The organism is Clostridium sp. AM58-1XD (assembly GCF_003464085.1).
Taxonomy (GTDB): Bacteria; Bacillota; Clostridia; order Lachnospirales; family Lachnospiraceae; genus Lachnoclostridium_A.
The window spans coordinates 95,186-108,417 of record NZ_QSDR01000007.1 but is presented as its reverse complement, the minus strand read 5'-3'; the positions used below and the strand labels follow the sequence as shown (position 1 = coordinate 108,417).

At 44.8% G+C, this 13,232-nt stretch carries 12 protein-coding genes and 1 pseudogene; 1 reads left to right on the top strand and 12 read right to left on the bottom strand.

All coding sequences use genetic code 11. The features are described from left to right. Positions 1-110: 110 nt before the first annotated feature. The 4 genes from DXA13_RS05965 to dsdA all read right to left on the bottom strand — a co-directional run bounded on the left by DXA13_RS05965 (position 111) and on the right by dsdA (position 6,111). Positions 111-2,372, bottom strand: coding sequence for a DNA topoisomerase III (locus tag DXA13_RS05965; RefSeq protein ID WP_118242429.1), 2,262 nt, complete (start codon positions 2,370-2,372; stop codon positions 111-113). A gap of 157 nt (positions 2,373-2,529) precedes the next feature. Continuing rightward, positions 2,530-3,291, bottom strand: coding sequence for an SIMPL domain-containing protein (locus tag DXA13_RS05960; protein ID WP_118242427.1), 762 nt, complete (start codon positions 3,289-3,291; stop codon positions 2,530-2,532). Between the two features lie 128 nt (positions 3,292-3,419). Then, positions 3,420-4,754: a GntP family permease gene (locus tag DXA13_RS05955; RefSeq protein WP_118242425.1), complete on the bottom strand. Its 1,335-nt coding sequence runs from the start codon at positions 4,752-4,754 to the stop codon at positions 3,420-3,422. 22 nt (positions 4,755-4,776) lie between these two features. Next, positions 4,777-6,111, bottom strand: a complete 1,335-nt coding sequence (gene dsdA, locus DXA13_RS05950; protein ID WP_118242422.1) for a D-serine ammonia-lyase — start codon at positions 6,109-6,111, stop codon at positions 4,777-4,779. Positions 6,112-6,435: 324 nt separating this feature from the next. On the opposite strand from dsdA, the gene DXA13_RS05945 reads away from it, so the two are divergent. Then, positions 6,436-6,990 (top strand): cupin domain-containing protein, encoded by a 555-nt coding sequence (locus DXA13_RS05945; RefSeq protein WP_118242420.1) that lies wholly within the window; start codon positions 6,436-6,438, stop codon positions 6,988-6,990. Positions 6,991-7,147: 157 nt separating this feature from the next. Here DXA13_RS05945 and DXA13_RS05940 read toward each other — a convergent pair whose 3' ends face one another. The 8 genes and pseudogenes from DXA13_RS05940 to DXA13_RS05910 form a co-directional block, all read right to left on the bottom strand. Continuing rightward, positions 7,148-7,915, bottom strand: a complete 768-nt coding sequence (locus DXA13_RS05940) for a glycerophosphodiester phosphodiesterase family protein (protein WP_118242417.1) — start codon at positions 7,913-7,915, stop codon at positions 7,148-7,150. 225 nt (positions 7,916-8,140) lie between these two features. Beyond that, positions 8,141-9,067 carry a sugar phosphate nucleotidyltransferase gene (locus tag DXA13_RS05935; protein WP_118242415.1) on the bottom strand — a complete coding sequence of 309 codons (927 nt, stop codon included), beginning with the start codon at positions 9,065-9,067 and terminating at the stop codon, positions 8,141-8,143. 123 nt (positions 9,068-9,190) lie between these two features. Next, complete coding sequence (locus DXA13_RS22825) at positions 9,191-9,871, bottom strand: MATE family efflux transporter (protein WP_347559722.1); 681 nt, start codon at positions 9,869-9,871, stop codon at positions 9,191-9,193. Continuing rightward, positions 9,862-10,590: an MATE family efflux transporter gene (locus tag DXA13_RS22820; protein WP_347559721.1), complete on the bottom strand. Its 729-nt coding sequence runs from the start codon at positions 10,588-10,590 to the stop codon at positions 9,862-9,864. Before DXA13_RS22820 ends, DXA13_RS22825 begins: the two co-directional genes overlap by 10 nt. Then, positions 10,583-10,957: a MarR family winged helix-turn-helix transcriptional regulator gene (locus DXA13_RS05925; RefSeq protein WP_243008999.1), complete on the bottom strand. Its 375-nt coding sequence runs from the start codon at positions 10,955-10,957 to the stop codon at positions 10,583-10,585. The genes DXA13_RS22820 and DXA13_RS05925 overlap by 8 nt, the downstream gene beginning before the upstream one ends. A 306-nt stretch (positions 10,958-11,263) precedes the next feature. Further along, positions 11,264-11,572: a thioredoxin gene (trxA, locus tag DXA13_RS05920; protein ID WP_118242413.1), complete on the bottom strand. Its 309-nt coding sequence runs from the start codon at positions 11,570-11,572 to the stop codon at positions 11,264-11,266. 93 nt (positions 11,573-11,665) lie between these two features. Beyond that, positions 11,666-12,324: pseudogene (locus tag DXA13_RS05915) on the bottom strand (Crp/Fnr family transcriptional regulator). Between the two features lie 227 nt (positions 12,325-12,551). Next, entirely contained in the window at positions 12,552-13,232 is a 681-nt protein-coding gene (locus DXA13_RS05910) for a V-type ATP synthase subunit D (RefSeq protein WP_118242410.1), read from the bottom strand.

Sequence of the window (13,232 nt, the reverse complement as noted above, 5' to 3'; positions counted from 1 at the left end):
CCTTGCCATTTTTTCCTTGCAATGCCGTGATACACAGCTCTTCTCAATCGTTTCTTTAGTAATATAAACAGTATATCATTTTTTATGTTTCTTGCATAGCACAGCCATTTTTATTTCAGATTCAATTTCGACAGCGCATCGGCAAATGCGGAGTTAACCGGCTGTTCCGCTTCTTTTTTCTGCTGGTTCAAATACTTTGCCACATCACGCTTTGATACGCCGGCTCCTTCTTTTTTTCTGCGTTCCTGGAAAGCAGCAAGCTTTTCTTTATAACCGCACCTGCAAACAAATATCTGACCGTCGCCTTTTCCTCTAAGTTCCATCTTTTTATGACAGTTAGGACATCTTGCATTGGAAGTGCGGGCCAGCGTTTCTCTGTACCCGCATTCCCGATCCTGGCAAACCAGCATTTCACTGTTTTTCCCTTTCACCAGAAGCAGACGCCTGCCACACTGCGGACACTTCTTATTCGTCATATTGTCATGGCGAAACTGGCCGTCTCCTTCCTTAATTTCGTGTATCAGACCGACTGTATACGTTCGGATGTCCTTCATAAAAGCAGATCGTTTTAACGATCCTTTTGAAATATCTGAAAGTTTCATTTCCCAATCTGCTGTAAGTTCAGGCTTTCTTAAATCCTCGGGAACGAGAGTAAGAAGCTGCCTGGCCTTTGACGTAAGGAAAATGTCCTGCCCCCGTTTCTCCAGAAGAAAGCTCCCAAACAGTTTTTCTATAATATCAGCCCTCGTCGCAACGGTGCCAAGACCTCCTGTCTCACCAAGAGTTTTTGCCATTGCCTTGTCGCCGGATTCCAGGTAAGCCGCCGGGTTTTCCATAGCGGAAAGAAGCGTCGCTTCATTAAACGGAGCAGGCGGTTTCGTCTTCCCTTCTGTGACAGTAAAGGAAAGGTCCGTCACCAAATCGCCCTTTTTCAGAGGAGGAAGCTCCTGTTCCTGCAGTTTTCCCTTTCCATTATTGTCTTCCTGATCTTCTTCCTCGAAATCACCTGATCCAACGCCGTTTTCCTCTTCATAAACAGCCTTCCATCCTTTGCTTTTCGTCACTTTTCCACCGGCCAGGAATTTTTCTCCTCCAATATCCACAATCATGCGGACCTGTTCGTATTCGTAGGGTGGATAAAGCACTGCCAGAAAACGACGTACTACAAGATCGTAAATTCTCCTTTCATCAATCGTCATGTGATCCAGCTGAACGAACTGCTCCGTTGGAATAATTGCGTGATGATCCGATACTTTCCCGTCATTTACAAATGGAGCCTTTGCCGTAAACGGCTGGTTGACTACCGCGCCTGCCAGCTTCCTGTAAGGCCCTGTTCCGCAGGCCTGAAGCCTTTCTTTTATCGTAGGCACAATATCGCTGCTCAAATATCTGGAGTCGGTTCTTGGATAAGTGAGAACCTTATGATTTTCATACAGGCGCTGCATAATATTCAGTGTTTCTTTCGCAGAATACTGGTATCGCCTGTTGGCATCCCGTTGAAGTTCTGTAAGATCATACAACAGCGGAGCAGATGTCTTTTTATTCGTCCGTTTTATGTCTTCTGCAATCCCGCCTTGTCCCCTGCCTCCATATGGTTTCAGCTTCGCATTGATCTTTTCGATCCGGTCCCTGTCAAAAGAGCGGTAACTTCCCGATTTTTCATCCTGCCAGGTGAGCGTAAGAAATGCCCGTGTATTTCCTTCCCCAGTTTTCCCCGCAGCTGTTATTCCGTAATATGGTTTCGGAACAAATTCCTTAATCTGCTGCTCCCTTTTCGCAATCATGGCAAGCGTAGGCGTCTGCACGCGGCCGCAGGATAGCTGCGCATTATATTTGCAGGTAAGCGCTCTCGTAGCATTAATTCCCACCATCCAGTCCGCCTCTGCCCGGCACATAGCCGCATCGTAGAGATTTTTGTACTCCTTTCCATCCTTCAGATGGGAAAATCCTTCTTTTATGGCCTTATCGGTTACCGACGAAATCCACAGTCTCTTTATTGGTTTGCTGTTTCCTGACTTTTCAAGGATCAGCCGCGCTACCAGTTCCCCTTCTCTGCCTGCATCAGTGGCTATGATAATCTCATTTACGTCTTTTCTCTGTATCTGGCTCCTTACCGCACGGAACTGCCTTGCTGTCTGACGGATTACTTCCAGTTTAAACGGTTCCGGAAGCATAGGAAGATGCTCCATCTTCCATTCCTTATATTTACCGTCATACTCTTCAGGTGCCGCCAGCTCTACCAGATGTCCCAGTCCCCACGTTACAATATATTTTTCTCCTTCAATCACACCGTCTCCCTGCCTGCTGCAGTGAAGCACTCTGGCTATGTCACGCGCTACGGAAGGTTTTTCTGCAATTACTAATGCTTTCATATATTCCGCCTTTCTACCATGCATGTACCAACTCACACATAAGGTAGCTTCAGTATACAAAATAAGAGGCCCTCTTGCAAGAAGGCCTCTCAAACTTATTCGAACAGTATCATAGGAACGGTCGTGAATTTCCCTTTTTATCTTCCGGCCGTATATTTTATCGGTTGACTGCAAATTCCACCGTGATACGCGCCTGAACGCTGACCTCACCAGGCATGACATTGATTGCCGCCGTATCCATAGCGGCTTCTGCCTTCGCCCCGGCTCCTGCGCTCATATAGCCGGTGTATCTCGCTTCCTGGCCTCCGTCGTATTCCGTGATATTGACAATAGCTCCGATTTTGCAGTCTCCTGCTTCGGCCATCGCCTGTGCCTTTGTTGTTGCAGCAGCCACCGCCTTTTTAAGCGCTTCCTGATACGCCTCGTCATATTTGCTGGACAGATACGTTACGGAGCGGATGTTATTCACTCCTGCATCCACCGAACCGGAAATAATCTCCCCCACCTTTTCGATTGCAATATCAGAAACCGTTACTCTCGTTTCCATCTCATATCCCGTAATTGTCTGACCGGAATTCCAATCATAAATCGGATTCAGATCGTAGTTGGACGTCTGTATGGATTTTTCCTCAAATCCCATGTTTTTAAGCATTTCAATTACCCGATCCAGCTGTTTCCCATTATTTTCCTGACACGCCTTTGCATCTTCCGCCTGTGTATATACACCATAAACGATTTCCGCCATGTCAGGCGTTATCTTTACTTCTTCACTGCTGCTTACGGAAATAACCTGGTTCTCAACATTCTGTACCTGTACAACTCCGCCTGGAGTGCTCACTGCACCGCCCGTACACGCCGTAAGCACGGCGCTTCCCATCAATATCGCTGCTGCGACTGCAATATTATTCCTGTTTTTCATAAAAATTCCTCCTTTTTCATGGTTTCATTATACCGGAAAAAGGAGGAACAGTGTTTTCTTTTATCTTAACAATCAATTACCGATTTATACCTTTTTTCTTAATCCTTTCTATCATCCCGTATCTGAACTTAAAGAAGAATCGTTTTAAGGATAAACACCATAACCAGTGCGACCATGGACTGTGCAATACTTGCCAGCGGCAGTGTCTTGTATGCTGTAGATGTCTCCATCTCTGAAGTAGAGGTAACGACCCAGAAAAAATCGTCGTTTCCATGATATACCATGAAGCCGCCTGCCGCACATGCCAGCATTGCAATCACACGACCCATAGGCGTAACCATTCCCAGCACATCCAGGAGCGGCGAGATCATCGTTGCTGCAGTAACCATTGCAACTGTTGCAGATCCTACGCATGTGCGGAAAATAAATCCGATAATAAACGGCGCCAGAATACCGATTTCAAGCCCGGAAAATGCATTTGTCAGAATATCCTGGAGAGGGGAAGCTTTTAGTACGGAACCGAAAGCGCCGCCTGCACCTACGATCAGAACAATCTGACCTGCCGTTTTGAGCGCCTCACCAAACGCACCGTCAAACCCCCATACGCTGTAATCCTTTGGAAAAATCTTAAAGTATGTAATAAGAGCAATGAAAAGCCCAATCATCAGCGCCACTACCGGTTCACCAACAATATTCATAAAGCTCATAAATCCATTTTCAATACCTGTCATATCGCCGATTGTCTTGCCAAGCATTAAAACGATTGGTGTAAGAATCGGAAGAAATGCCATTAACGGAGTCGGAATATTCTGTGTTTCCGGCACATCCTGAACGTCCTTCGGAATGTAATAGTATTTTTTCCCAAGTACTTTTGCAACAAAATAGCCTGCCAGAGTTACCGGAACCGATACGATCGCGCCTATACAGATAACCATACCCAGGTCTGCATTCAGAATTCCTGCAACGGACAGAGGGCCTGGCGTTGGAGGTACAAGCATATGGGTTGCATGAAGCCCCATTGCAAGAGAGACGGCCATCGTCGTCATAGAAATTTTTGTATCACGGCTAAGGCGTTTTGCGATCGGTGCCAGAAGGACATATGCGGAATCGCAGAATACAGGGATAGAAACGAAATAGCCTGTAATAGCGAGTCCCAGAGCCGCATGCTTCTCACCCGTGATCTTAAGGATTGTTCTCGCCATCGTTTCTGCTGCGCCGCTTTTTTCAAGCAGAGCGCCGGTCACCGTACCTAAGGCAATAACGACGCCAATGCCTGCAATAGTACCGCCGATACCGCTTGTAAATGCTTCCAGCATCTTTGCCATGCCCATCCCGGACACAAGCCCGAATGTGACAGAAGCGCCGATCAGAGAGAAGAATGCGTGAACTTTCAGTTTCACCGTCAAAAATATTAATACCCCAATACCCAGAATCAGGCCTAAAATTACCTGTGTCGTATTCATATCAAATCCCCTCTTTCGTCATTTATTTCAGATATGTGTTCAAGTATTCCTTCATGCTTTCTTCCGGTACGAGGCGTCCGCCCGTAGCCCAGGCAATCTGGCAGCCATGCTGCAGAGTCCTGTCAAGGCCATGCTTCTTCACATATTCTGCCGTTTCCGGATACTTAAGGAGATTTACCGATCCTGCGAAGGCAGCACAGGAGGACGGTTCGATCTGAATATGTTCTGTGGCATCCAGCTGACGGAGGTGATCATAAAGCTTAGCATCTTCAATCGTAAAGTCACCGCTGAGAAGATTGGACATGATTCTTCCCACAAAACCTGACGGACGTCCTACCGCCAGTCCGTCTGCATGGGTAATTCCTGATATATCAAAATCCTGTACGCATACATGCTCATACAGTTTTGTTGCCATTCCAAGAAGCATACACGGCGCCTCTGTCGGCTCTACAAAGAAGCAGTGTACATGGTCTCCGTAGATTCTCTTAAGTCCGTAAGCTACGCCTCCCGGAGCACCGCCTACGCCGCAGGGAAGGTATACAATCAGAGGGTGTTCCGCATCAACTGTGATTCCCATTACATCCAGCTGTTCATTCAGCCTTTTGGCTGCAACGGCATATCCCAAAAATAGATTTACAGACTTCTCATCATCTACAAAGTAGCTCTTTGGATTCGCATCAGAAAGTTTTCTTCCTTCTTCCACTGCCTTGCTGTAATCATCCGCATACTCGACTACCTGAACGCCCTTGCTTCTTAACAAGTCTTTTTTCCACTGTTTTGCGTCCGTAGACATATGGACGATCACCTGAAATCCAACCGCCGCGCTCATAATTCCAATACTCAGTCCGAGGTTGCCCGTTGACCCCACCTGAACGGTATACTGTTTAAAGAACTCCCGGCATTCATCGCTGGCGAGCTTCGTATAGTCATCCTCTTTTTTCAGGAGCCCATGCTCGATCGCCAGGTCTTCCGTATGCTTTAATACTTCATAAATGCCGCCTCTTGCTTTAATCGATCCGGCAATTGCCAAATGGCTGTCCTGCTTCAGAAGCAGCGTACCGGGAATTTCAACGCCATATACCTTTTCCAGTTCTGTTTTCATGGACGGAATCTTTGTCAGAGGAGATTCAATCAATCCATCTCTGTCCGCCGTCTCTGGGAAACACTTTTTAATAAAAGGTGCAAATCTTAATAAGCGGTCTTCTGCATCTTTAATATCCTCATCTGATACGCTTAATGTCCCTTCCGCTTCCTTATAAGGAATATAGTCCGGATTTACCCATACTGTTTCTTTTAAATCTGCTGCAGCTTTGATCGCCGGATTCTTCTCCGTCCATTCTTTCATAACCTGATTCATTTTTTCTTTCCTTTCTTCATTCAATACAATTTAATTAAATGTTACTTAATTAGCCGCCGGCATTTTTGTGTTTTTGTACACATTATCTCACTTTATGTGCGCACTTTTATGCGTTTTTTATTTTATAGGTTTATTATAGCACATATTATTTAAGTGTCAATAAATTATATTAAATATTATTTAATTTATTTTTAAGTATTACTTAATCAAGGTTTCAGGTATCCTCTCTTTTCTTCTACATAAAAAGTTCTTTCTTTTTCTTTTTTTTAATTTATGTTATAATATCCGCAAAATGGTTATTATAATGTGAAAACAGAGGTAATTATGTCAGACTTAAATATTGGCCAAAAAACACAGCAATATCGAAAGCAAAAGAATATGAGTTTAAAAGCGCTCGCTGAACTGACGCAGCTTTCTCCATCCATGTTAAGCCAGTTGGAACGCGGGCTCGCTTCCCCATCCATCAACACACTGCGCGTGATAGCCGATGCGCTGGAGGTGCCGCTTTTCCGCTTCTTTTCAGAAGATGAGGATACGACAGAATTCATTGTACATCCCGATAGCCGCAAAACGCTGGCACTTCCATCCAGCCCGGACGTCGCCTATGAATTTCTGACTCCCGATCTGTCTGGCACCATCGAGTACTGTATTATGACGCTGGAACCGGGCGGTTTTTCTTCCTCGTGTCCCAAGAGTCATAACGGCGAAGAAGTCGGTTATATTCTGGAAGGGCCTTTAACTATCCATTTTGACAACGCAGTTCATGAACTGCATACAGGGGACAGTCTGCGCCTGCCGCCTCACACCAATCATCGTTGGGAAAACAGTGGGACTTCCGTCGCAAAGCTTTTATTTGCGGTCACTCCGCCTTCCTTCTAATCGAGACGCCATAGCAAGGCAGACCATTAGAATTCATATCATGAGAATTTTGTAAAAAAGACGTGCCTCCAATATTAGATTCCATTTCATGGCATCCGCCAGGATACTAATCTGATATTGGAGGCACGTCTGATTTTACTTCTGCATTAACCTCTTTTCAAACTGTAAAGTGTCTGTCTTCCTCGATCCTTCTCAACTCTTTTTCTGTAATATTTTCGAAAATAAGCCCATCGCTGAGAGTCATAGCCTTCACCGCCTCTTCCCTTGTCCTTATGGTCCAGGCAATCAGCCCGATTCCTTTTTTCTCCAGCCGTTCTCTCAGGTTTTCAGTAAGGTCATTCACACAATAGGCCGCAAAATCAGGTTTTGTCAGGCAGTTCATAAGCATGTTCCTCAGAATAAACCGCTTAACAGACGAATGAATTTCCGGATAGTCGCAGCAGGCCAGCTGCCCCCTTACGACCTCCGGAGCATGCCTCTTAAACCATAAAACAGAAAATGGGTTAAAAGACTCTATCACAAATTCACCTTTATAACGTTGAAGTCTTTTCCAAAGAATTCCTTCCAGTTCCCCATGGAAAAGTTCTGTCTTGATCTCCATGATAACAGGCACTCTTCCATGAATTTTTTCCAGAACTTCATCTAAAAGAGGTATTTTATATGCCGTTTCCAAAAGGTGCAGGCCGGAAAGCTCCTCAAGCGTTTTCTCCTCAATAAGGCCCCATTCTCCAGTCATACGCTTCAAATTGTAGTCGTGAAAAACAACCAGTTTCTTATCAAGGGTCATATGTATATCCAGCTCTATGGCAAGCCCGTGTCTTGCCGCCTGCTCGAACGCGCCCATGGAGTTTTCCGGAATTCCCTTTTTTATATTATGCAGTCCTCTGTGAGCTGCAATTTTATAAAGTCTGATATCGAATCTCATTTGATCTTATCCCCGCATTTTACTTTCACTCACGAAAACATCTGATATTTACTGCCGTCCTGAACACTTAATTATATTCCCGGCCATACCTGTCTATACCTTTTGCCTGCCATTGAATAACGTATCACATACGGCACTCTTCCCATGCAGCAAATAAGGCAGATCCCGGAGACTTACTTCTCCCGAGACCTGCCTTCACGATCTTATAATCCATATATATTGAATCTATCCAAACAACTTTTCCGGATAAATGCCGTTCTGAATCAAAGTGCGGATGGATGCGACAACCGCTTCCTTATCCTCTTTATAGGTAACTCCAAACCACTTATCCTGCGTTTCCAGGACAGCCACCTCGGCCCTGCCGGATTTGATCAGCCGATCGATTACTTTTGGAAGAAGATACTCTGATTTGATATCGCCTTCCTTAAGATTGGACAGAAATTCCGGGAATCCTCTTTCCAGCTCATCCAGAAATTCTACAGGAAGCCCCCACATGTTCATAGATACATGCTGGGCCGGGCTGATTGAAACAGGCTCTCCTGATTCATCATATGCTTCCAGCGTCCCGTCCGCCTTCATCTGAATATTGAAGGTTTCTGTCACATCCTTTAGAGTGCCGTCCGGATTCACCTGGCATACGCCCCTTGTGACTCCTCCGTTTTCGCTCAGCGTATTCTGCAGGATAAATCCACCCATACAGATATCGTATACATCTCCGCCGGATTTCATATCGCTTACCATATAGTCATGGATCTTCTTAAAGCCTTCTTTGCCATAGTAATCATCTGCGTTAATCACAAGAAAAGGCCCTTCGACCATTCCCTTAATGCAGAGCACCGCCTGTCCGGTTCCCCACGGCTTCGTTCTGTCCGCCGGCTTTTCAAAGCCCTTCGGAAGATCATCTGTTTCCTGAAATGCATAAGAAACATCTGCAATCCTTTCAATCCGGTTGCCGATTATCTCTTTAAAATCCTTTTCCAGATCTTTACGGATAATAAAAATAACTTTGTTGAATCCAGCTTCCAGTGCATCATGAATCGAATAATCCATGATAATCTCTCCGCTCGGCCCTACTGGCTCCAGCTGCTTGATTCCGCCTCCGAATCGGCTTCCGATTCCCGCCGCCATTATTACAAGTGTAGTCTCTTTCATAGAATACACCCTCCCTTTTGTATTTTCGCAACAATTCAGGCAGCGAAGACGGCTGTCTGAACCGTTACATATTTTCTGCTCCTATTGTACCCGAAGAGACATTTTTTATCAAGGGATTTTATGTCAGCTGTCCTGCACCGGATCAGCCTTTTCCTTCTTCACAATTCCTTTTTCTCTCCATTTTCCACTTCGGATTCTTAAGAATGAGAAAATGGAACCAACTGCCCAGCCAATTGGAATAGACCACCAAATCGCATCTTCTCCGATAAAATGAGCAAGAGCATACGCCAGTACGACACGCGAAAGCAAGTTTGACATAGAACTCATCATAAATGCGCCCATATCGCCGGCACCGCGCAGTACACCGTTGCCAACAAACAGAAATCCCATAAGAATATAGAATACTGATACGGTTTTCATATATTTCATTCCATAAGCCATTGCACTTCCCGCTTCACCCTGATTCAGAAACAATCCAAGCAGCTGATTGCCAAACAGGAAAATTGCGCCTGTAATAATCGCCGAAAATATAACAATCATAAACATAGTGGCTTTGTAGCCCTCTTTTACCCTGTCCGTCTTGCCGGCTCCGATATTCTGTGCGGTATAGCTGGACATGGCATTGGAAAAGTTCATGTTGGGAAGCATTGCAAGAGAGTCAATTTTTGTTGCAGCCGTATAACCTGCAACAAACACTTTACCATAAGAATTAACGAGCCCCTGCATCATCATCATACTGAGGGACACAATAGACTGCTGCAACATGGAAGGGACTCCAATACTGGCAATTCGTTCTACCGCCATCGAGTCAAAGTATCTAATCTGTGTTTTATGATCTTATTTTCTTCCTCATCCTTCTCCCGTTTCAGCGCCGTAAGCCTGCGTATCAATACAAAGAAGGAAAACACTGCACAAATCCCCTGTGCAATCAGTGTTGCCCATGCAACGCCTGCAACACCCATGTCGAATTTGATAACAAACAGAAGATCCAGTACGATATTGGTCAGTGCCGAAACGATTAAAAATTTCAGCGGTGTTTTACTGTCTCCCAGAGCATTATATATACCGTTGAGCGTATTATACAGAAACAGGAATACAGCCCCTCCAAAGTAGATTCTCAGGTATGTAAGGGAATCCGCCATAATATCAGGGTCCGTTCCCAAAAGCTTAAGCAGCGGCTCAGCAATCACCTCACCAATTCCCATAATTATAAGGCCAAGAACGCCAAGGGAAATCAATGATGTGGATACCGTAGTTATCATTTCATGAATTCGTCCCGCCCCAAAGAGCTGTGAAATAACAACCGTACAGCCCATGGACAATCCCGCTGCAATTGCGATCGCCAAGAAGACGACCGGGAAAGATGAACCAACAGCAGCCAGAGCATCCTCACCGACAAATTTTCCTACTACCATTGAGTCAACCATGTTGTACAGCTGTTGAAACAAGTTCCCCGCTACCATAGGCAACGCAAAGAAAAACAGCAGTTTTAAAGGCTTTCCTTCCGTAAGATTTTTAACCATTCACATTTCCTCCTCGTTTATAATTCTTAATATTATCTGCAATCCTCGTCAGATATCCCATGTAGACATCCCGTTCTTCCTGAGAAAATCCCTGATAACAGATATTTTCCCAATCTTTATAAATACCGTAAATGATATTTAGCATTTTTTCGCCTTCTTCTGTAAGTTCAACCAGCTTCTCTCTTCTCGATCTGCTGTTTACAGTGCGTGTTACCAACCCAATCTCCTCCAAATGGGCAAGCGTTCTTGCTATTCTCCCTTTATCCAGATTGATCCGTCCGCACAAATCCTCCTGTTTGGAACAGCAGTCCCTTAATAAATAGAGAATCTGCCTTCCATCGGCTGTAGACCGTACTTTTCCAGGCATTCACCAACATACTGATGTTCGCAGCGTCGAATAATCCCAATCCTGACCTCCATATCCACCTCCAGTAGACAGTTGTAGAATAAAACGGTTGCTTTGTATAACCGTTATATTCTACAACTATTTATTCACTTTTGCAATAGGAAATAATGAATCCGCATTTAAGGAATCTTCGCCTTCGGCAGACTTCTGATCAAACAGCCGTTTCTGCGAATAACAAGGTATTTCCTTGAAAGCAAAAAACACTGCAGCCAGGCTCATTCTTTCAGCCTTTCTGCAGTGCTCGGTTTTTCCGTCTTCCGACGTTTTTTATTTTAACATTTTTTCTACAAATGTCTTTGTCTGGACTCCGATGGAAGATTCAACGGGTTTCCCATCCTTGAACACCATTAATGTGGGGATTGTCATTACCTTATACCGACTTGCCAGTTCTTCCTGTTCGTCAATATTAATTTTCCCTACCTTCACGGAGGGATTTTCCTCTGCTATTTTATCAACTACCGGCATCATCATGCGGCATGGCATGCACCATTCTGCCCAGAAATCCACAAGTACAGTTCCTTTCGAGTTCAGAACCTCCGTTTCAAAGTTTTCTTTTGTTATATGCAGGATCGACATTGTTATTCTCCTTTCCAATCTGTTGTTTTCTATCAGGTGTCTTTATCATATCAGAAAAGAATATCCATTACCGTGATTTTATCACATTTCCTGCTAACGCCTGCTGGCCTCAGCCAGAATCTCAATTTTATCCATATCAGTCAGTTCCAGAACACCCCGCTCTAGCTTAACCATTCCTTCCTGATGGAAATATTTAAGCATACGGGTAACCACCTCTCTGACGCTGCCCAGATGACGGGCAATCTGTTCATGAGTAATCGACAGTTTGCAGTCTCCCTCCAGCTCGCTCTCCTCCAGCAGGAAAGCCGCCAGACGCTGTCCATTTTTTTGTTCATAACCTGATCCATCAGCCACATGACCTCAGAAAAACGGTCTGCCATGAGTTCCGATGTATAATTGGCAACTGCAGCCGATTCTTCCATCAGTTTTTTATATGTCTTTGCCGGAATATGAAGTACTTCCGTGTCTTCTTCCGCCTCTACTGCAAGATCAAACTGTATGCTTTTCATAATGCACGAAGCAGAAAAAAGGCAGATATCTCTCTCAAGAAGGCGATACAAGGTAATTTCCTTGCCTTCATCAGGTATCGTATAAACTCTAAGCCTACCTGAAAGAACGACCAAAAGGCCAATACAGTCTTCAGAGCCATTATGCACCAGCGTTCCTTTGGGAAATTTTTTCTTTTGCATGCCAAGAAAAATCTTCTGCTGTGCGGCCGTGAGTTTATCCCAAAAGGGAAAATATTCCTTCATGTTCAGCCTCCCCTCTTTTTCAATCTTATGATCTTATCTTTCACCTCAGTCAAATATGCTCTTTGCCAAAAACAAAAAGAAAAAGAAGGCATTGCCGAAAATCACAAGACATCATCCCAGCACCAGATTCTGCGGCCTAGCCGCTGCCTCGAGGCAAAATCCGGTGCGGAAACTTGTCTGATTAGACTTTTGCAATACCCTCTGCTCTTTTCCTGTCTCAAATACCGCTATGCTTCGCTCGCATAAGCTGCTGATTTTTCGCTGTAATGATGTGCCTCTTCGAGCATCATATCCTTCACCTTCATCAGGCGGATCTGCGTACTTCTTTCATTTTCATCCAGCTTCATCGTAATGTATTTGATATTCTTCTGCGTCTCCGGGATGATCACGTGTTCCAGTGCGTTTACGCGGCGCCTTGTCTTTTCAATCTCAGCAGCCATCAGCTGGCATGCTTTTTCCACTTCCGACAGCCGCAGCATATCCGGCAGAATATCCGCCAGTGATTTCACTGCCCCATCCAGGTCGCTGGAGGTAAATGCAAAGCCATAAGAATAAATATCGCTTTCATCCGCAGTCCTTGTCTTGTATTCAAAAACAGGGATATCAACGCTCATAACATTCTTTTTATCTGTCTCCAGATAAACCTCCTGTTTTGGCGCCATCAAGGCTGTATGGAGGATTTCCTCTGACATTCCTGCCTTGGCTATGACAAAATTCTTATTTGCACTGCGGATTCCGGCCTCTACCTTCTCACGAAGTCCCATATTTTCCCTTACCAGGTCCAGGAACTGACGCATCAGCTCATCACGTTTATCCTTCAGGAGCTTGTGGCCTCTAACGGCAGTCGTCAGCTTTTTCTTCAGCTTTGTAAGCTCCATTCTGGTTGGATTCACTTGTGTTGATGCCAA